15 protein-coding genes are annotated in these 20,530 nt (G+C 64.4%); 10 read left to right on the top strand and 5 right to left on the bottom strand.

What is annotated here, in order from left to right; all coding sequences use genetic code 11:
- Position 1: 1 nt before the first annotated feature.
- Positions 2–1,930: an autotransporter assembly complex protein TamA gene (locus LB565_RS12405; RefSeq protein WP_224584277.1), complete on the bottom strand. Its 1,929-nt coding sequence runs from the start codon at positions 1,928–1,930 to the stop codon at positions 2–4.
- A gap of 277 nt (positions 1,931–2,207) precedes the next feature.
- On the opposite strand from LB565_RS12405, the gene LB565_RS12400 reads away from it, so the two are divergent.
- From LB565_RS12400 to LB565_RS12370, 7 genes are all read left to right on the top strand, one after another.
- On the top strand, positions 2,208–7,688 hold the full coding sequence (locus LB565_RS12400; RefSeq protein WP_224584275.1) for an alpha-2-macroglobulin family protein: 5,481 nt from the start codon (positions 2,208–2,210) through the stop codon (positions 7,686–7,688).
- A gap of 211 nt (positions 7,689–7,899) precedes the next feature.
- The gene (pbpC, locus tag LB565_RS12395) at positions 7,900–9,987 is read left to right on the top strand and encodes a penicillin-binding protein 1C (RefSeq protein WP_224584273.1); all 2,088 of its coding nucleotides are present in this window, start codon (positions 7,900–7,902) and stop codon (positions 9,985–9,987) included.
- Positions 9,988–10,174: 187 nt separating this feature from the next.
- The gene (locus LB565_RS12390; RefSeq protein WP_224584272.1) at positions 10,175–10,927 is read left to right on the top strand and encodes a M15 family metallopeptidase; all 753 of its coding nucleotides are present in this window, start codon (positions 10,175–10,177) and stop codon (positions 10,925–10,927) included.
- A gap of 203 nt (positions 10,928–11,130) precedes the next feature.
- Complete coding sequence (locus LB565_RS12385; RefSeq protein ID WP_224584270.1) at positions 11,131–12,159, top strand: sulfate ABC transporter substrate-binding protein; 1,029 nt, start codon at positions 11,131–11,133, stop codon at positions 12,157–12,159.
- A gap of 85 nt (positions 12,160–12,244) precedes the next feature.
- A complete protein-coding gene (gene cysT / locus LB565_RS12380; protein WP_224584267.1) occupies positions 12,245–13,096 on the top strand; it encodes a sulfate ABC transporter permease subunit CysT in 852 nt (283 codons plus the stop codon).
- Positions 13,089–13,973, top strand: coding sequence for a sulfate ABC transporter permease subunit CysW (gene cysW, locus LB565_RS12375; RefSeq protein ID WP_224584265.1), 885 nt, complete (start codon positions 13,089–13,091; stop codon positions 13,971–13,973). Before cysT ends, cysW begins: the two co-directional genes overlap by 8 nt.
- 73 nt (positions 13,974–14,046) lie before the next feature.
- Positions 14,047–15,084 carry a sulfate/molybdate ABC transporter ATP-binding protein gene (locus tag LB565_RS12370; protein WP_224584263.1) on the top strand — a complete coding sequence of 346 codons (1,038 nt, stop codon included), beginning with the start codon at positions 14,047–14,049 and terminating at the stop codon, positions 15,082–15,084.
- A gap of 15 nt (positions 15,085–15,099) precedes the next feature.
- Here LB565_RS12370 and LB565_RS12365 read toward each other — a convergent pair whose 3' ends face one another.
- Both LB565_RS12365 and LB565_RS12360 read right to left on the bottom strand, forming a co-directional pair.
- On the bottom strand, positions 15,100–15,498 hold the full coding sequence (locus tag LB565_RS12365) for a type II toxin-antitoxin system VapC family toxin (RefSeq protein ID WP_224584261.1): 399 nt from the start codon (positions 15,496–15,498) through the stop codon (positions 15,100–15,102).
- Positions 15,498–15,770, bottom strand: a complete 273-nt coding sequence (locus LB565_RS12360) for an antitoxin (protein WP_224584259.1) — start codon at positions 15,768–15,770, stop codon at positions 15,498–15,500. Before LB565_RS12360 ends, LB565_RS12365 begins: the two co-directional genes overlap by 1 nt.
- 231 nt (positions 15,771–16,001) lie before the next feature.
- Here LB565_RS12360 and LB565_RS12355 point away from each other — a divergent pair, with 231 nt between their 5' ends.
- The 3 genes from LB565_RS12355 (at position 16,002) to LB565_RS12345 (ending at position 18,973) form a co-directional block, all read left to right on the top strand.
- Positions 16,002–16,988: a sulfate ABC transporter substrate-binding protein gene (locus LB565_RS12355; RefSeq protein WP_224584258.1), complete on the top strand. Its 987-nt coding sequence runs from the start codon at positions 16,002–16,004 to the stop codon at positions 16,986–16,988.
- A gap of 236 nt (positions 16,989–17,224) precedes the next feature.
- Positions 17,225–17,674: an RrF2 family transcriptional regulator gene (locus LB565_RS12350; protein ID WP_040984137.1), complete on the top strand. Its 450-nt coding sequence runs from the start codon at positions 17,225–17,227 to the stop codon at positions 17,672–17,674.
- A 153-nt stretch (positions 17,675–17,827) separates the two neighbouring features.
- Entirely contained in the window at positions 17,828–18,973 is a 1,146-nt protein-coding gene (locus LB565_RS12345) for a hypothetical protein (RefSeq protein ID WP_224584255.1), read from the top strand.
- Between the two features lie 27 nt (positions 18,974–19,000).
- Here LB565_RS12345 and LB565_RS12340 read toward each other — a convergent pair whose 3' ends face one another.
- Positions 19,001–19,513 carry a gluconokinase gene (locus LB565_RS12340; protein WP_224584253.1) on the bottom strand — a complete coding sequence of 171 codons (513 nt, stop codon included), beginning with the start codon at positions 19,511–19,513 and terminating at the stop codon, positions 19,001–19,003.
- A gap of 44 nt (positions 19,514–19,557) precedes the next feature.
- Positions 19,558–20,529 (bottom strand): ABC transporter permease, encoded by a 972-nt coding sequence (locus tag LB565_RS12335; protein ID WP_263488467.1) that lies wholly within the window; start codon positions 20,527–20,529, stop codon positions 19,558–19,560.
- Position 20,530 lies beyond the last annotated feature (1 nt).

The raw sequence follows: 20,530 nt of genomic DNA, 5'->3' as shown, positions 1-20,530 counted from the left end.
GTCAGAACGCCTGGCCGATGCCGGCATAGATGCCGAAATGCGGATCGCCTGGATCGCGGTTGAGCGGCACGGCAGCGTCGATGCGCAACGGCCCGAAGGGAGTAATATAGCGCAGACCGACGCCGGCGCCGACCTTCACATTCGAGAAATCGGGGAAGGACTTGGTCGAGACCGTGCCGGCATCGACGAAGGGCACGATGCCGATCGTATCGGTGACGCCGATGCGCATCTCGACCGAGGTTTCGAAGAGGGAGAGGCCGCCGATCGGCTGGCCGTTGATGTCCTTCGGGCCGATGCCCTGATAGGCATAACCGCGCACCGAGCCGCCGCCGCCTGAATAGAAGCGCCGGTCGGCCGGTACGTTCTGCAGTCCGGTGCCGACGATCGAGCCCAGCGTCGCGCGTTCGGCGAGCACGAACCTGCTTGCCGTGTCGATCGATTGGTAGGCATAGCCTTCGCCTTTCAGCTTCAGGAAGGTTGCGCCGTTCAATATGTCGTAGCTCGGCTCGGCATAAGCGAGGAAGCGGAACCCCCTGGTCGGGTTCAGCTTGTTGTCGCGGCTGTCATAGACATATTGCAGCGGCACGCTGGCGATCAGATAGGTATGCTTGCCGAAGGCGTCGGTGATCTTCGAATAATCGAGATCGAATTCGGCCGAGACCCGCTGCTTCTTGTCGAGATCGTAGGAGACGCCGACGTCGCCCTTGACCGAGAAGTGGTCATAGGCATCGGGGTGTTCGAGCACCGTCTTGACGCCGGTGAAGAACTTTGAGGTCGGCCCGAGCACGCCCGGCTTCTCGAACATGACGCCGGCATTGTAGTTGAGCGCGGAAAGGCTATTGCTGCCGATGCCGCTGATCGAGCCGACGATGCGCAGCTTCTCGGCCTGGCCGAACAGGTTGCGGTGGCCCCAATAGCCTTCGAGCCCCAGGCCTTCCGTGTTCGAGAAGGTGCCGCCGACGCCGAAATAGCGCGGCTTGCGCTCGCTGACCTGGACGCCGATCGGGATGTTGCCGTTGGCGTCGAGGCGGTCGCCTTCCTTGATGGTCACGCTGTTGAAGACCTCGAGGCCGAGCAGCCGGTCGCGCGCGTCGTCGATCTCCTGCGGCGAATATTGCTGGCCCCGTTTCAGCCCGGTCATGTATTCGGTGAAGTCGCGATCGACCTTCTCCGTGCCCTCGACCGTCGTGTCGCCATAGCCGGCGACCGGGCCGGCGGCCACCGTCAGCGTCACGTCCAGCGTCGAGCTGGCATGCTCGGCGACGATCTCGCGGTCCGTGACCTTGGCAAGCGGCCTGCCCTCTTCCTTCAACGCCCGCACGATCAGCGCTTCGGCCTTGAGCACCGCGCCGGAGCCGGCATCGCCGCCGGCGATCAGGCCGAAATCGGCTGCCGCCAACCCCGCCGCATCGCCCTTCAGCCGGATGTTGCCCAGCGTGAATTTCGCCCCGGGGGAAACCGTAACGACCACCGGAATGGGCTGTGGCCCTTTGAATTCGGCATCCGGCGGCAATTCGTCGATCGACTTGCCTTCGATCGTGATGGTGACCACGCCTTCGTAGCGGGCATCGGCATAGAGAGCGGCGACGAGCTGTTCGCGGTCGCCACGCGCCTTGGCCATCAGGCCGAGCGACCCCGACACCGGATGATCCTCGTCATTTTTCAGCGCCGAGGCGTTTTCGAGCCTCTTGATCAGATCCTTGTCGGCATCAGGCGTATTGATCGTCACCGAGTAGCGCAGCGGATCGACGATGTCGGCATCTTCGTCCTTGGACGAGCCCCAAAGCTTGATGCCGAAAATCTCGAAAGCCGCCGCCTGCCGTACCTCCGCGGCCAGCACGGTCGAGCAGACGAGCGCCAAAAGCAGGGCGCGCGGGAGCCCGCGCCCTGGCGCGATCCCCTTTGACATCTGCGTTTCATGCGCCGGCATTAAGACAACCTAGTCGACAAAACTAAAATTGGAATGAAGTTCCGCAACGTTCGTAAAGGGGCCACAATCCAATTGTCTGAAACAGACCGGGCTTGGAATTCACACCTTTTGCGATTTCGCAAGAAAGTGTGATCCGTCTCACAGAGGTTCTGTCGAAATACCGGCCTTTGGCCGGCATGGAAACCGTTCGCGGGTAATAAACCCGCGGCGCTCCGGCGTTGACAAGCCTGCACGAAGCTTGATCATGCCCGGACGCTGGCGATGTCTGGAGGGTGGTATGGCAATGCGCGCGGCTCGTGGTCTCTCTCTCCTTCTTCTCATCTTTTTCGCCCTGGGCGGGGCGGCCTTTGCCGCCGAAGCCCGGCGAATCGTGACCACCGACAATTCCGACTATTTCGGTTTCGACCTGAGGTCGGAGCAGAATGTCAGCCTCGACCAGTGCAAGACAACATGCCTCGGCGACCCGGCCTGCCGGGCCTTCACCTACAACACCAAGGCCAAATGGTGTTTTCTCAAATCCGACTATAACCAGTTGAAATCCTTCACCGGCGCCGTCGCCGGCAAGGTCGCCAATGTCGATGGCGACCCCGATATCGGCGCTCCGCCGGCACTGGCCTTTTTCCCCAACTGGATGGCCGACCAGGCTCAGCAGTTCCGCAACAAGCTGACCGATCCGGCCTACGACAAGCCGACCGAGGGCCTTGCCGCCCTGCAGGCCGCCGCCGAGCAGGCGTCGCTTACCGGCGACCATCGCCTTGCCATGCAGAAATACCAGTCCGCGGTCTCGGTCCTGCCCGATGACGGCGCGCTGTGGCTGGCGCTGGCGCGCGAGACGCTTGCCGTGCAGCCGGCGTCGAACACCACCGAACCTTCGACTTTGCCGATGAACGTCACCTCGGCGGCCTTCAACGCCTACAAGCTGGTGCGCACGGCGAAGACCCGGGCCGAAGCGCTGGCGCTGCTTGGCGCCGGCCTCGACAAGCGCGATCTCTACCGGCCTTCGCTGCAGGCCTATGAGGCGAGCCTTGCGCTGGTCAGCTCGCCGGCCGTCCAGGCCGACTATGCCGACCTCAAGGCGCGCAAGGGCTTTCGCGTCGTCGAGCACACTGTCGACGCCGATTCGTCCTCGCCGCGAATCTGCGCCCAGTTTTCCGAGGAACTGGTCAAGACCGGAGTCGATTATTCGCAGTTCGTGACGGTCGACAACGCAGCGCCCAAGGCCGTCGAGGCCAAGGATAAGCAGATCTGCGTCGAAGGCCTGGAACACGGCCAGCATTATGACGTGACCTTCCGCGCCGGCCTGCCGGCGGCGATCGGCGAGACGATCGCCGCGCCCGTCGTGCTGTCGATTTACATCCAGGACCGCGCCCCGTCCGCACGCTTCACCGGCGACAGCTTCGTGCTGCCGGCCGGCGCGCGCCGCGGCATTCCGGTCGTCACCGTCAACATGAACGCCGCCAAGATGACGCTCTACCGGATCGGCGATCGTTCGCTGGCGCAGCTTCTGACCGGCTATCAGTTCCTGCATCAGCTCGATGGCTATGACATCTCCACCATTTCCGACCAGATGGGCGCCCCCGTCTGGTCGGGCACCCTCGATATCGCCAATGATCTCAATAAGGAGGTTACCACTTCGTTCCCGGTGGACGAGGCGATCCCGCAGCGCAAGCCCGGCGTCTATGTGCTGACCGCGCAGCCGGTCGATGACAAGAGCGACGACTATGGTTCACGCGCCACGCAGTGGTTCGTCGTCTCCGATATCGGCCTTTCCACCTATACCGGCCAGGACGGACTCAACGTCTTTGCCCGTTCGCTGGGCTCGGCCAAGCCGATTTCCGGCGCCGAACTGACGCTGCTTGCCAAGAACAACGAGATTCTCGGCACCGCGACCACCGATGCCGAAGGCCACGCCGTCTTCAATCCTGGTCTGACCCGCGGCGAAAACGGCATGGTGCCGGCCGTGCTGATGGCCAAGCAGGGCGACAACGACTTCGTCTTCCTCGACATGGGCAAGGCCGGCTTCGACCTGTCGGATCGCGGCGTCGAGGGGCGCGCCTCGCCAGGCGCGCTCGATGTCTATGCCTGGACGGAGCGCGGCATCTACCGCGCCGGCGAGGACGTGCATGTCGCAGCCCTTGCCCGCGACGGCGCGGCAAAAGCGGTCGAGAACCTGCCGCTCACCTTCATCTTCACCCGCCCCGACGGCGTCGAGAACCGCCGTATCGTCAGCAATGGCGAGTCCGCCGGCGGCCACGCTGTCGACCTGCCGCTCGAGCCCAACGCCATGCGCGGCACCTGGACGGTGTCGATCTACACCGATCCCAAGCAGTCGCCGGTCGCCAGCCAGATGTTCCTGGTAGAAGACTTCGTGCCGGATCGTATCGAATTCGACCTGACCGCCGACAAGAAGGAGATCGCCCAAGGCGAGACCGCCAACGCCACCGTCGACGGCCGTTTCCTCTATGGCGCGCCGGCTGCGGGCCTCGCGCTTGAAGGCGAGCTGACGCTGTCGACCACCAGCACCTGGGACAGTTTCAAGGATTTCAGCTTCGGTCTGGCCGACGAGCAGTCGAGCGAGCCGACCGTGACGCCTCTCGCCAACCTTCCCGTGGTCGGCGACGACGGCAAGGCGACATTCCCGGTCACGATCGCCCAGTTGCCGTCGACCACCAAGCTGGTCAATGCCAAGGTCACCGTGCGCATGCGCGAGGCCGGCGGCCGCGCCGTCGAGCGCTCGCTCGACATCGGCGTGCGGCCGCAACGCGACGTCATCGGCATTCGCCCGGACTTCGAGGGCGATGAGGTGCCGCAGGGCGGGACCGCCAAGTTCAGCATCATCGCCGTCGACCCGAACGGCAAGCGCGAGGACCTGAAGGGCGCGCAGTGGTCGCTGGTCAAGGTCGAGCGGAACTATCAATGGTACCGTTCCAACAATTCCTGGAACTACGAGGCGGTGAACCTCACCAAGGCCGTCGCCAATGGCGCGGTCGACCTGAAGGCAAATGGCGAGGCGACCGTGTCGCTGCCCGTCGACTGGGGCCGCTACCGGCTCGAGGTCGAGACCGCCGATCCGGACGGGCCGGCGACGAGCTATGAGTTCGATGCCGGCTGGTATGTCGCCTCCACCACCACCGAGACGCCCGACGGCCTGGAGATCGCGCTGGACAAGGACACATACGCTGCCGGCGAAGTTGCCAAGCTGAAGGTCTCGCCGCATTTTGCCGGCGAGTTGCTGGTCACCATTGGCGCCGAGAAGCTGTTGAAAACCGTCACCGCTTCGGTGCCTGCCGGCGGCAGCACCGTCGACATCCCTGTCGGCGACGACTGGGGCGCCGGCGCCTATGTCACGGCGACCTTGTTCCGGCCCGGCGACGCGCAGGAATCACGCATGCCGGCCCGCGCCATCGGCATCCAATGGCTGTCGGTCGATCCGGGCTCGAAGAAGCTGGCGGTCAGCTTGACGCCGCCGGAAAAAACCGTCCCGCGCCAGCAGCTGTCGATCCCGGTCGCCGTTAGCGGCGCCCAGGCCGGCAGCAATGCCTATGTGACGGTGGCTGCCGTCGACGTCGGCATCCTCAACCTCACCAACTATAAGGCGCCCGATCCGGCGGATTGGTTCTTCGGCCAGCGCATGCTGGGGCTGGAGATCCGCGACCTCTATGGACGCCTGATCGACGGCTCGCTCGGCACCATGGGTAAGATACGCACCGGCGGCGACGGGGCGAACATGCAGGCGCAAGGCAGCCCGCCGACCGAAAAGCTGGTCGCCTTCTTCTCCGGCCCGGTCGAGCTCGACGCCAACGGCAAAGCGCGCGTCGATTTCGACATCCCGCAGTTCAACGGCACCGTGCGCGTCATGGCCGTCGCCTGGACCAAGGATGCGGTCGGCCATGCCCAGACCGACGTCATCGTGCGCGATCCGGTGGTGATCACCGCAGGCCTGCCGCGCTTCCTGGCGCCGGGCGATGCGGCGACCATGCGCCTCGACATCGCCGACACCGACGGTCCGGCCGGCGACTATGCGCTCTCGGTCACCACGACCGGCGACCTGTCGACCGGCGACAAGCCGCTGCCCGCGAAGCTGACGCTCGCCCAGGGCAAGCGGCAGTCGCTCACGTTCCCGCTGGTCGCCAAGACCGCGGGCGATGCCTCGGTCACCGTCAAGCTGGCCCATGCCGGCGGCACCGAGGTCGAGCAGACGCTCTATCTGCCGGTGCGCCCGGCGCAGCTTCCGGTCACCAACCGCATGGTTGTCGACCTGAAGCCCAATGGCGGCTCGTTGCGCGTCGACAAGGAGTTGCTTGCCGCCAGCGTGCTCGACGGCGCTTCGGTCAGCGTCGGCGTTTCGCAGTCGTCCGCGCTCGACGTGCCGTCGCTTCTGATGTCGCTAGATCGCTACCCCTATGGCTGCGCCGAGCAGACCACCAGCCGCGCCATGCCGCTGCTCTATGTCAACGACATGGCCAAGAGCATCGGCATGGAGACCGATCCGGACCTGCATGGCCGCATCCAGGACGCCATCTACAAGGTGCTGTCCTACCAGGCGGCAAGCGGCAGCTTCGGCCTCTGGGGGCCTGGCTCCGGCGATCTGTGGCTCGACGCCTATGTCACCGAGTTCCTGACCCGGGCGCGCGAGGAAAAGTACGATGTGCCGGCGCTGGCCATGAGCCAGGCACTGAACAACCTGCAGAACTCGCTCGGCTACGACCAGGATGTCCAGGACAAGGGCAGCGAGATCGCCTATGCGCTTTACGTGCTCGCCCGCAACAAGAAGGCCTCGATCGGCGATCTGCGCTATTACGCCGACACGCAGCTCGAAGCCTTCTCCAGCCCGATGGCCGTCGCCCAACTGGCGGCAAGCCTGGCGCTCTACGGCGACGCGCAGCGTTCGGAAGCCACCTTCCAGACGGCGCTCAGGCTGGCGCAGTCGGAAACCGACTACGACTGGTACCGCTCGGACTATGGCTCGCGGTTGCGCGACGGCGCGGCGATACTGGCGCTGGCGGCGGAATCGAAGCCGGTGCCCAGCATCATGCCGAAGCTGATCAAGCTGGTAGGCGTGGCGCGCGCCGATGCCCGCTGGACGAGCACGCAGGACGAATCCTGGATGCTGCTCGCCGCGCGGGCGCTGAAGGAAGGCAATGATTCCATCACGCTTTCCGTCAACGGCGCACCGCATTCGGGCGGCTATTCCGACCAGGTTGCCGGCAGCAATCTTGTCGACAGCCCGCTCACCATCGCCAACACCGGCGCGACGCCGCTGCAGGCGGTGGTGACCGCGGTGGCCGCGCCGGTCGAGCCGCTGCCGGCCGGCGGCGACGGCTTCACCATCGCGCGCACTTATTACAAGCTCGACGGCACCGAGGCCAATGTCACCGAGGCCAAGCAGAACGAGCGCTATGTGGTCGTGCTCAAAATCTATGAGCAGAACAAATGGCCGTCGCGGCTCCTGATCACCGACCTGTTGCCGGCCGGCTTCGAGATCGACAATCCGAGCCTGGTTTCCAGCGCGCAATTGTCTAACTTCTCCTGGCTGGCGCAGACCGATGCCGCGCATCTGGAGTTCCGCGATGATCGCTTCGTCGCCGCCTTCAACCCCAATGAAGGCGACCACGACCGCAACATCACGCTGGCCTACGTCGTTCGCGCCGTGACGCCGGGCACCTACGCCCATCCGGCGGCAACGGTTGAGGATATGTACCGGCCGCAATATTCGGCCCGCACTGCCACCGGCGTGATGGAGGTCAAGTCGGAATAAGGCGCCGAGGAAATATGGACAGGACGATGGCGCTGCCCCTCATCCGCCTGCCGGCACCTTCTCCCCGCATAGCGACGGGGAGAAGGGGACCGTCACGATTATTGGCCTCTTTCCTGCAGCGTTGGAAATTGGCGAAAGCCTCTGCGCAAGCCCCTTTCTCGCCGTCACTATACGGGGAAAAATGCTCGGCAGGGCAATGAGGGGCAGCACCATGCTCTCCAGGAAATTCCTGCGTCGAACCGCCATCGCCGGGATTTCTCTAGCCGGCTTCGCGGCGCTTTCGGTCGCTGCGCTCGTAGAGCTCGACCGCGCCTTCCCGCCGCCGCTGCCGGCAAAGCTGACGGTCTCCACCGAGGTGCAGGACCGCGACGGACAGCTGCTGCGCGCCTTCGCGACGCCGGACGGCTACTGGCGGCTCGAGACCCGCCTCGATCAGGTCGACAGGCAGTTCGTCGACATGCTGGTGGCTTATGAGGACAAGCGCTTCTGGGATCACCGGGGCGTCGACGTCCTGGCGCTTTGCCGCGCCGCCGGCCAGCTCGTCACCAGCGGCCATATCGTGTCCGGCGGCTCGACCTTGTCGATGCAGCTTGCAAGGCTGATCGAGCCGCGCGACAGCCGCAGCCTCGGCTCCAAGCTCAAGCAGTTGCTGCGCGCCATCCAGATCGAACGGCGGCTCACCAAACAGGAAATCCTCGAACGCTACCTGACGCTGGCGCCCTATGGCGGCAATCTCGAAGGCGTGCGCGCCGCATCGCTCGCTTATTTCGGCAAGGAGCCGAAGCGGCTCACGGTCTCGGAAGCCGCCCTGCTCGTCGCGCTGCCGCAATTGCCGGAAAAGCGCCGTCCCGACCGCAATCTCGGCATCGCCCATGCGGCGCGCGACCGCGTGCTGACCCGCATGGTCTCGGCCGGACTGCTCGGCGAACGCGAAGCCGCGCGCGCAGCGCTCGACGATGTCGCCGGCCTACGCCGCAAGCTGCCGGCGCTGGCCGCGCATGCCTCCTATGCAATGCTGCCCAAGGCCGTGCCCGGCCGGCCGCTGCAGCTCACCATCCGCAAAAGCGTGCAGCAGGGGCTGGAACAGGTGGCAAGGGATGCCGCCAAGAAGCTCGGGCCGAAACTTTCCGTCGCCATGGTCATGGCCGATGCGCGCACCGGCGACATTCTCGGCGAAGTCGGCTCCGCCGATTTCTTCGACGCCAGCCGCTCCGGCTGGATCGACATGACCAAGGTGGTGCGCTCGCCCGGCTCGACGCTCAAGCCCTTCATCTATGGGCTGGCCTTCGAGCAGGGGCTGGTGGCGCAGGAAACCATTATCGAGGACAGCCCGGCCGATTTCGGCGGCTACCGTCCGAAGAATTTCGACATGGGTTACCAGGGCGACGTCTCGATCCGCCAGGCGCTGCAATTGTCGCTCAACGTGCCGGCGATCCGCGTGCTCGACGCCGTCGGTCCGGCGCGGCTGACGGCGCGCTTCCGCCAGGCCGGCGTAAACCCGATCCTGCCTGTCAACGAGGCGCCGGGCCTGGCGATCGGGCTTGGCGGCGTCGGCGTGACCTTGCGCGACCTGGTGCAGCTCTATACGGGCCTCGCCAATGGCGGCAAGATGCACACGCTGCATGACGGCACCGAGCCGGCCGCCGAGCGCACCACCGCCACCATTCTCGACGACCAGGCGGCCTGGCAGATCAACGACATCCTGTCCGGCGTGAAGCCGCCGGAAGGCGCCATGCAGCGCGGCATCGCCTACAAGACCGGCACCTCTTACGGCTATCGCGATGCCTGGTCCGTCGGCTTCGACGGCCGCTATGTGCTGGGTGTGTGGGTCGGCCGCGCCGATGCAAGCCCCATCCCCGGCCTGTCGGGCTATGTCTCGGCGGCGCCCATCCTGTTCGAAGGCTTCGTCCGTTCCGGCCTTGCCAGCGTGCCATTGCCCGGCCCGCCGCCGGGCGTCTTCAACCCCAAGCGCGGCGAATTGCCGGTGACGCTCGCCCGCTTCGGCGCCGGCGCCGACGGTCTGATGCAGGCGACCGCCACCGAGCCGGCTCCGACCATCATCTTCCCGCCCAATGGCGCCCGCGTCGACCTCGGCACCAATTCGGCCGAGGCGATGCCGCTGGTGCTGAAACTGCAGGGCGGCCGGGCGCCGTTCCGCTGGCTCGCCAACGGCAAGCCGCTCGCCGGCATCGACCGTCGCCGCACGGCGACCTGGCAGCCTGACGGCACCGGCTATTCGACCCTGACCGTGATCGATGCGGCCGGACGCGCGGCGAGCGTGAAGGTGTTCGTTGAATAGAACGCGGCAAGCGATTCAGGGAATTGCGTTTCTTGGCCTGATGTCCGGCGCGAGGCACCCCCCTCTGGCCTGCCGGCCATCTCCCCCGCAAGGGGGGAGATTATTCGCTTCACCGCTTTCGCCAATCATCAACCTGAGAAAGATAGAGCCAGCGCCGAAACTGCCAATCTCCCCCCTTGCGGGGAAGATGCCCGGCAGGGCAGAGGGGGGTGCCTCGCGCCAACTTTGGCAATCAGCCGCTGCCATCCTCGCCACGCTAGCGCTTTTACTCACAACCTCCGCCCCAGTTCGCGCCGATCCCCTGCCCGCCGGCTTCGTAAGACTAGCCGATATCGACCCGACCATTCGCCAGGATATCCGCTACGCCGGCCTGGAAAACTTCCTGCACCGCAAGGCCGACGGCTATGACGCGCCGGTCTGCATCCTCACTGCTCAGGCCGCGAAGGCACTGTCCAGCGTCCAGAAAGCCATGACCGCCAGAGGCCTGACGCTGGTCGTGTTCGACTGCTACCGGCCGGCGCGCGCGGTTGCCGATATGGGCAAATGGACGCGAGAAGGCGGCCGGCCCGACCCGCAATGGTATCCGACCGTCGAACGTGGCGATCTCATCGCCAAAGGCTATATCGGCGAGTTCTCCAGCCATTCTCGAGGCTCGACGGTGGACCTTGCTATCGCCGATAGTAAAAGCGCAGTTCATCCGGCCTGCGGTGCGCCGAACGGCGGCACGCTCGATTTCGGCACCGGTTTCGACTGCTTCGATCCAAAGAGCGAAACCGCCAGCGCCTTGATCGGCGCCGAAGCCGCCGCGAACCGCAAAACGCTGCTGACTGCCATGCGTGCCGCCGGCTTTCGCAACTATGCGCGCGAATGGTGGCACTTCACCCTGGCAAAAGAGCCTTTCCCAAAACAGCGCTTCGATTTTCCGGTCAACGCCAATTGAGGCGCCCAGGGTTGTCATTACCCTGACCGCTTCTAATTAGGGCCGGCGGATGAAGAGCCATGCGGCCGCTGGCTGAGGAAGTTATTTCCTCAGCCGACCCAAGCTCGGCGAAAAATTGCTTCAGGGAGATGAAAAAGGCAACATTCAATGCATCTAAATTCTATAAACTCGGTAGAGTTCGCAGCAGTTCAACGGAGGCCGGAATGACCAAACCTCATTTCAGGAAACTGCTCGGCGCGCTGGTCGCCACATCTGTCCAGTTCGGCGCGCTCGGTTTCGCGTTTGCCGACACGACCATTCTGAATGTTTCCTATGACCCGACACGTGAACTCTACAAAGCCTATGACGAGGCGTTTGCCGCGCACTGGAAGGCTGAGACCGGCGAAACCGTGACCATCCAGCAGTCGCATGGCGGTTCCGGCGCGCAGGCTCGGGCGGTGATCGACGGCCTCGACGCCGACGTCGTGACGCTGGCGCTCGAAGGCGACATCAACGCCATCGTCTCGAAGACGAAGAAGATCAGCCCGGACTGGCGCACGAAGTTCGAGAACAACTCCGCACCCTACACCTCGACCATCATCTTCCTGGTGCGCAAGGGCAATCCCAAGGGCATCCACGACTGGAGCGATCTGGTGAAGGACGGCGTCCAGGTCATCACGCCGAACCCGAAGACGTCCGGCGGCGCCCGCTGGAACTATCTTGCCGCCTGGGCTTACGCAAACGCCAATGACGGCAACGACGAAGCCAAGACCAAGGAGTTCGTCGGCAAGCTTTATGCGAACGTCCCGGTCCTCGATACCGGCGCGCGCGGCTCGACGGTGACCTTCGCGCAGAAGGGCCTGGGCGATGTGCTGATCGCCTGGGAGAATGAAGCCTATCTCGCGCTCGACGAATTCGGCGCCGACAATTTCGACATCGTCTACCCGCCGACCTCGATCCTGGCCGAGCCGCCGGTTGCGGTCGTCGACGCCAATGTCGATGCCAAGGGCACGCGCAAGGTCGCGGAGGCCTATCTGAGCTGGCTCTATTCCAAGGAAGCGCAAACCATCATCGCCAAGAACCACTATCGCCCAGCCAAGCCCGACCTTGTGCCTGCCGAGGACCTCGCCAAGCTCCCGGCAATCAAGCTGGTCACCATCGACGACCCGCAATTCGGCGGCTGGAAGAAAGCGCAACCTTACCATTTCGGCGACGGTGGTATATTCGACCAGATCTACAAGCCGGCGCAGTGAGGCCGGACGGCCGGCGAGCCACGGCAGCCAAATGCGACTGCGCAAAGCCATTCTGGTTTGAATAGAAGGGACGATCCAGAACAGTATGAACACAGCACCCGTCAAGACGGGGTGGCGATTCAGGCAGCCGAGTGTCATTCCGGGTTTCGGACTGACGCTCGGCTTCTCGCTTGCCTACCTCACGCTCATCATCCTCATCCCGCTTTCGGGGCTGGTCTGGCGCTCGGCCGCGCTTGGCTGGGCCGATTTCTGGGCAATCGCCGCTGACCGGCGCACCCTCAACGCGCTGAAGATAAGCTTCGGCACCGCCTTCCTCGCGGCTGTCGTCAACGTCGTGTTCGGCACGGCCGTCGCCTGGGTGCTGGTGCGCTACCGTTTCCCCGGACGCCGCATCGCGGACGCGATGGTCGACCTGCCCTTCGCCCTGCCCACGGCCGTCGCCGGCATCGCGCTCACCACGCTCTATGCGCCGAACGGCTGGATCGGCCAACTTCTGATGCCGCTCGGCATCAAGGTCGCCTACACGCCGCTCGGCATCGTCGTTGCGCTGGTATTCATCGGCCTGCCGTTCGTCGTGCGCACCGTCCAGCCGATCATGGAAGAGATCGACAAGGAGGTCGAGGAAGCTGCCGCCACGCTCGGCGCCAACCGTTTCCAGATTATCACCCGCGTGCTTTTCCCAGGCCTGGCGCCGGCGATCATCACCGGCTTCTCGCTCGCCTTCGCGCGCGGCGTCGGCGAATACGGCTCGGTCATCTTCATCGCCGGCAACCTGCCCTTCAAGTCCGAGATCGCGCCGCTTCTGATCGTGATCAGGCTCGAGGAATACAATTACGAGGCGGCGACCGCGATCGCCGCGATCATGCTGGCGCTGTCCTTCCTGATGCTTCTGGTCGTCAATCTCGTCCAGACATGGAGCCGCAAGCGCTATGGCTGATCCCGAGATCAAATCCTACGAGCTGCATCACGAGAGCCAGTCGGCCGCAGTGACCGAAAGCCGACCCGTCAAGGCCGTGCTGATGGCAATCGCCCTTGCCTTCCTCGCCGTTTTCCTGCTCCTGCCGCTGATCGTCGTCTTCCACGAGGCGCTCGCCAAAGGCATCGGCGCCTACACGGAAGCCCTTTCCAGCCCCGACACGCGCTCCGCCATCCGCCTGACCTTGCTTGTGGCGGCGATCTCGGTGCCGCTCAACGTCATCTTCGGCATCTCGGCCGCCTGGGCGATCGCCAAGTTCGAATTCAAGGGCAAGGCGTTCCTGACCACCCTCATCGACCTGCCCTTCTCGGTGTCGCCGGTCATCTCGGGCCTTGTCTATGTGCTGCTCTTCGGCGCGCAGGGACTGCTCGGCGCCTGGTTGAAGGCGCATGGCATCGTCATCCTCTTCGCCGTGCCCGGCATCGTGCTGGCTACCATTTTCGTCACCTTCCCCTTCGTCGCGCGCGAGCTCATCCCGCTGATGCAGGAACAGGGCAATGGCGACGAAGAGGCGGCGCTTTCGCTGGGCGCCAGCGGCTGGCAGGCCTTCTGGTATGTGACGCTGCCCAACGTCAAATGGGGACTGCTCTACGGCGTGCTTCTGTGCAATGCGCGCGCCATGGGCGAGTTCGGCGCGGTCTCGGTGGTGTCGGGCCACATACGCGGCCTCACCAACACCATGCCGCTGCATGTCGAGATCCTTTACAACGAATACAACGCCGTCGGCGCCTTTGCCGTCGCTTCGCTGCTCGCCGGCCTGGCGCTGGTGACGCTGGTCTTGAAAACGCTTCTCGAGATGCGCTACGGCGCCGAGATCGCCGCGACGCGCGGACACTGAACACTATCTGTCGCCGAAGAGTTGCCTGGCAATTTTGGGAACAACGACAGCATCAACGGACTGAGGGATTTGCATGGAAGTTCGCGTCGTCAACGTGCGCAAGGAGTTCGAGCGGTTTCCGGCGCTCCACGATGTGTCGCTCGACATCAGGTCCGGCGAGCTGATCGCGCTGCTCGGCCCGTCGGGCTCCGGCAAGACGACGCTGCTTCGCCTGATCGCCGGCCTGGAGCGGCCGACCAAAGGCGCGATCTTCTTCGGCGACGAGGACGCCTCGCAGAAGTCGATCCAGGAGCGCAATGTCGGCTTCGTCTTCCAGCATTACGCGCTGTTCCGCCACATGACGGTTGCCGACAATATCGGCTTCGGCCTGAAAGTCCGGCACGGCGCAAGGCCCTCGGGGCAGGAAATCCGCCGCCGGGCGCTCGAACTGCTCGACCTCGTCCAGTTGTCTGGCCTGGAAAAGCGCTATCCGGCGCAGCTTTCCGGCGGTCAGCGCCAGCGCGTGGCTTTGGCGCGCGCCATGGCGATCGAGCCCAAGGTGCTTTTGCTCGACGAACCCTTCGGCGCGCTCGACGCGCAGGTTCGCCGTGAGCTTCGCCGCTGGCTGCGCGAGATCCATGACCGCACCGGCCACACGACCGTCTTCGTCACGCATGACCAGGAAGAGGCGCTGGAGCTCGCCGACCGCGTCGTGGTCATGAGCCAGGGCCGCATCGAGCAGGTTGGTACCGCCGACGACATCTACGACACGCCGAACTCGCCCTTCGTCTATTCCTTCATCGGCGAGTCGAGCTCACTGCCGGTCAAGGTCGAGAACGGCGAGGTCTGGATCGCCGACCGGCCGATCGGGCTCTCGGCGCCGCATGCGCCGTCCGGCGAGGCGGTTCTCTACTTCCGCCCGCACGATGTCGACCTGCTCGACGGCTGCAGCGGCTGCATCGCCGGCACGGTTGCCGCCAGCCGCCGCGTCGCCGGCACCAGGCGTGTCGAGCTCGAGGTCGGCGGCGAGCGCCAGCGCGTCGAGATCGAGCTGCCGGTCGACCATCCCGCGGCGCAGAAGAGCCGCGTGGCCTTCAGGCCGCGTCGCTGGAAGCTTTTTCCGGCGGCTTGACCGTCGCGTCGAGCGTTATTCCAGCCAGTTCTCGACCTTCAGCTTTCTGATGCGGGCGAACTCGGCTGTGTTGGCCGTTACCAGCGTGGTGCCCGATACGCAGGCGTGAGCAGCGATAAAAAGGTCGTTGTGGCCGATGGTCTCGCCCCTGCCTTCCAGTTCGGCGCGCAACGCGCCGTACTCGGCATCAACCGGCACGTCGAGCGGCAGGACCGGAATCTCTGCCAGCAGCTCCTCGACCTTCTTGAGCAGCTTGGTCGATCCCTTTCTGGCGCAGCCGTACCGCAGTTCCGAAGCGACGACAATGCTGGTGCACACGGCAGCGTCTCCCACGCGCGCCATGACGCCGGCGGCCTTGCCGGCCGGGTTTCGGATCATATCGCTTATGATGTTCGTATCGAGCATGAACCGCATCAAAAGATGCTCTCGGGTTTGACCGGACCATCGTCGATCTCAGGGAAGTCATCCTCGGAACCGAGCGGGGGCTCTTTCGCCCATTGCGCAAGCAACGCCGTGAGACCTGATTTACGAACCGGCTCGATGACGAGACGATCGCCTTCGCGGCTGATCAAGACCTTGTCCCCGGGAAGTTCGAATTCGACTGGAATCCGTACCGCCTGGCTGCGGTTGTTGCGGAACAGCTTTGCCTCCTTCGGCGGCGTCGCTGCATGGCGATATCGGGTCATGTAGCATTCCTTGTATATGCCAAATGTATATGCTGAAGCGCCAAAATGCAATCTTTTTGCTTCTAGGCCTGGCTAAAGCGAGGCTCTCGCCGGAAAGAAATCCTAATAACCGACTACGTCAGCGATATCTTTTCTCGTTGCGGCGCCATCGTGCCGCCCGCATGTCTCGCCGCGAACCGGGACTCCGGCTATCGTTCGTCAGTTAGCATATTTTCGTCGGAGCCTGTTTTCATGAAGCGTCTATTGCTCGGCATCGCGGCTGTTGCCGGTCTCGTCCTCGCGTCCTCCCAAGCCTGGTCGGCCGACAAGCTTTTGAATGCGTCCTACGACGTCGGCCGCGAGCTGTTCGTCGACATCAACAAGGCCTTCATCGCCAAGCACCCCGGCGTCACGGTCGATCAGTCGCATGCCGGCACCTCGGCGCAGGCGCGCGCGATCGCTGAAGGTCTTGGCGCCGATGTCGTCACCTTCAACCAGGTCACCGATGTCGATTTCCTGGTCAAGAAGGGACTGATCTCAGCCGATTGGCAGAAGGATTTTCCAGACAACGCCTCGCCCTTCTATTCGCTGCCGTCTTTCCTGGTGCGCGCCGGCAATCCCAAGCATATCAAGGACTGGAACGATCTGGTGCGTGACGACGTGCAGGTGATCTTCCCCAACCCGAAGACATCCGGCAATGCGCGTTACACCTATCTCGCCGCCACCGCTTACGCCAAGGAAGCCTTCAAGGGCGACGACGCCAAGGTGAAGGAATTCATCACCAAGCTGTTCAACAACGTACCGATCTTCGACACCGGCGGCCGCGCCGCCACCACCACCTTCGTCCAGCGCGAGATCGGCGACGTGCTGATCACCTTCGAGTCGGAGACGCGCGGCATCCGCAAGGAATATGGCGACGACAAATTCGAGCAGGTCACGCCTTCCGTCAGCCTGCTCGCCGAGTTCCCCGTGGCGATCGTCGACAAGGTTGCCGACGAGCATGGCAGCCGCGATCTCGCCAAGACCTATCTCGACTTCCTCTACACGCCGGACGGCCAGGAGATCGCCGCCACAAACGGCTTGCGGGTTCGCGATACGACGGTGGCCGCCAAGCACAAGGCCGACTTCCCGGATGTCCGGCTGCTGACCGTTGAGGAAGTCTTCGGCGGCTGGGACAAAGTACAGAAGGAGCATTTCGCCGCCGGCGGACTGCTCGATCAGGCCTACGGCAGCCGCTGAGCCGCCGCACAATCAGGAAGCGCAGGAAAGCCGGCTTTAGCCGGCTTTCCTCGTTTGAGCCCGCCGGCATTTCGCGGGAGAAATCCGGTGTCCAATGTGAAAAACGTTACGAAGAATCAACGCGTTTGTGCCTAAGCTGCCGGGCAAATTATTGTGCCAGGCGGTCAACTGTCATGATTTGCACACAAACAACCGCCAGATGCAGGCGCATTGGGGTTTGATGAATTGAATCGGGCATGCTGACCAAAAAAGGCAAATACGGCCTCAAGGCCCTCGTGCATCTTTCCGGCCTGCCGGCTGGCCAGCTTGCATTCGTCAACGACATCGCCGTCGCCAACAACATCCCGAAGAAATTCCTGGATGCCATCCTGGGCGAGCTGCGCAATGCCGGTTTCGTCCAGAGCCGCAAGGGCAAGGAAGGCGGTTACCGCCTCGCCCGGCCCGCTTCCGAGATCAAGATCGGCCATGTCGTGCGCGTGCTCGACGGACCGCTGGCGCCGATCCCCTGCGCCAGCCGCACGCAGTACCAACGCTGCGAGGATTGCGACGAGGCCACCTGCCAGGTCCGCCACATGATGCTGGAAGTGCGCCAGGCGATCGCCGAGGTGCTGGACAACCGCAGCCTCGCCGCCATGCGCGACGCCGACAACGACGATTTCCCGGCGGAACTCACGTCTCAGATTTGAGCCAAGCGTGCAGCGGCCAGGTTCGGCCGCTTCGCCACAAGCTTCCGCCCGCAATTGCGCCAAACGACGAGCCGCGGCCCTGACCTGTCGCCCCGTTGCCAGTCTACCGCCGACGCAGTAAAGCGGCTGGAGGATGAAACAGGGCTCTGACGCATGAGGCTGCCTTGGCTTGGCAATTCCCGCAGGGCCAGCCGGCAGCCATCGTCGAACGACATCTATCATACCGAGATCATCGCCGACGTGCCGGTGCCGGAGCGCAACGAGTCCGTTCGCTTCTTCAGCCGCAAGGTTACCCGGCCCGGAAAACTGCGCCGCTTCACCAATCGGGACCTGCGCGAGAGCCTGCTGTCTTGTTTCTATCTCGGCGTCGCGGCGATGCTGCCGGTCTCCTGGTGGAGCCCGATCTGCGGCTGGGTATCCGGGCTCAGGCGCAAGCGCCACTTCCGCAAGGACTTTGGCCGTTACGACATCGCGGTGAGAGCCGTGCTCGGCGATGCCGTCGACACGAAAAGCATGTTCGAGGCGCTACTCGCCGCCATTCACCGCCGGCGGCTGACGCTTGCGGCGCATCTCGTCGCCGGCTGGCGCTGGCCGCCTGAGATCCGGCTCGAAGGCCTTGAGGCGCTGCAACAGGCCCTGCGCAACGGGCGCGGCGCCATCATATGGTGCGACCAGTTCACGGCGCAGACGATCATGGGCAAGCGCGCCCTGCATGAGGCTGGCGTCGATACCCATCAGGTGAGCGCGCAGTACCACGGCTTTTCGCCGACCAAGTTCGGCCTGCGCATGATCAACCCGCCGCTGGTCAAGGTCGAGAACCGCTTCCTGAAAAGCCGGATCGTCTTTGAGCGCACCGACGCCTATCAGGTTACCACGCGCATCCAGAAAGTGCTGAAAGCAAACGGCGTGGTGCTGATGACCAACACCATCTATGCCGGCTCCGCCTTCACCGAGGCGGCCATGGGCGAGCGCGGCTGGACCCACCTCGCCTCGGCGCCGGCAAACTTCGCCGCGCGCGCGGGCGCTGCGCTGTTTCATATGGCGACCATCGAGACGGCGCCCTTTCGCCAATATCGGGCGATTGTCAGAGAGCTGAGCGCGAGCCCAGAGGCGCCCGCATCGTCTGCCAGGGATACGACAGGGAAGAACCTCGTCGTTCAGGCGGGATTTATCCTGTCGAAGCGGGACCAGATGCTGGAGACGCTCAAACTCTGTCCTGAGCAGATGATGGCCTGGTCGAGCGCCGTGCGGCTGACGGAGCGGCCAACCGAGGCCGCGATCGGCAACGAGGGCGCCTGAAGCCTCCGTCCGGTGCGTATTCTGAAATCACCGACCCGGGTCGACGACTTGTTTGACGATCCCGGCAACACTTCGCGTTCCGTCGACCGTTACCGCCTGTTCGTCCGCGGCAGGCTCTTCCAATGTGGCGAACTGGCTGTCGACCAGGCTTGCGGGCATGAAATGCCCCTTGCGGTTCGCGACCCGCCGCCAGGCGGTCTCGCGATCGATCTTGAGATAGAGGAAGGCCATATCAGGGCAGAAGCGGCTCAGCCGGTCACGATAGCTTCGCTTCAGCGCTGAGCACGCCGCCACTGGTTTCCGCCCGCCGGCGAGCGAGGCCGCGATGCGCTCGCCTATGGCGTCGAGCCAGCCCGCGCGCAGCGCATCGGTCAACGGCTCGCCGCGCGCCATGCGCGCCACATTCTCCGGCGGATGCAACCGGTCGCCTTCGATGAAGTCGGCGCCCAGCGCCTCGGCGAGCGCTTCGCCGACGGCCGTCTTGCCGCAGCCGGCAACACCCATCACGACGATGGCCGGCGCCGTACGAAGATCGTTCATGCAAAGCTCCGGGGTCTGCGGTCTTGCGCTCGCCTCATCCACGGTCAGCGGCTTGCCGGCGCGCGCCCGTAGAGCAGAAGCATGGCGACGATGACGACGCCATAGATGATCTGCCGCCCCGCCTCCGGCATCTGCATGACCGAGAGGATGGATTGCAGGAGCGTGATCAGAATCACGCCGGCCACCGTGCCGAGATAGGAGCCGCGCCCGCCCAGGATCGACGTGCCGCCAAGCACGACGGCAGCGATCGACGGCAGGAGATAGGCATCGCCCATGGACTGGGCCGCCTTCGACGCATAGCCCGCCAGAAGCACCCCGCCAAAGGCCGACAGCCCGCCGGAGACGGCGAAGGCGATCATCACGATGCGGCGCGTGTCGATGCCGGAAAGATAGGCGGCACGCTCGCGATTGCCGATGCCGTAGACGGCGCGGCCGAAGCTGGTGCGGGTCAAAGCGAAGACCATCGCAGCGCCGATCAGCGCCCAGATGATGACGGCATTGGGAACGCCCGGAATGGTGAAGCCAGTCGCTAGGTATCGCATCGCGGCGGTCGCCGAATCCTGCGGCGAGAAGCCCCCCGTGTAGACCACCATCAGCCCTTGCGCGACGGCGTTGGTGGCCAAAGTTATGATCATCGAAGGGATGCGCAGATAGGCGACACCGATGCCGTTGACGATGCCGATCGCCACGCCGCACAGCACGCCGAAGGGGATGGCGAGGGCAACACCGACCGGGCCGTAGGCGGCGGCCGCGCAGGCCATCATGGCGCCGGCGGCCACGGACCACGGCACGGAGAGGTCGATCTGGCCGAGCAGGATGACCAGCATCATGCCGGTTGCGATGACGCCGAGGAAGGATGCGACCTTCAATTGCTGCAGCAGATATTCCGGCGACAGGAAGCTGCGCGAATAGAGGCTGCCGAGCAGCAGCAGGATGATGATGCAGGCGAAGGCCGTCAGCACCGCCGGGTCGGCGCGGCGGATGAATTTCGGCATGCGGCCGGCGATGCCGCCCATG

The organism is Mesorhizobium sp. CA14 (genome assembly GCF_020165195.1).
GTDB lineage: Bacteria > Pseudomonadota > Alphaproteobacteria > Rhizobiales > Rhizobiaceae > Mesorhizobium.
This window is presented reverse-complemented; position numbering and strand designations above follow the sequence as displayed.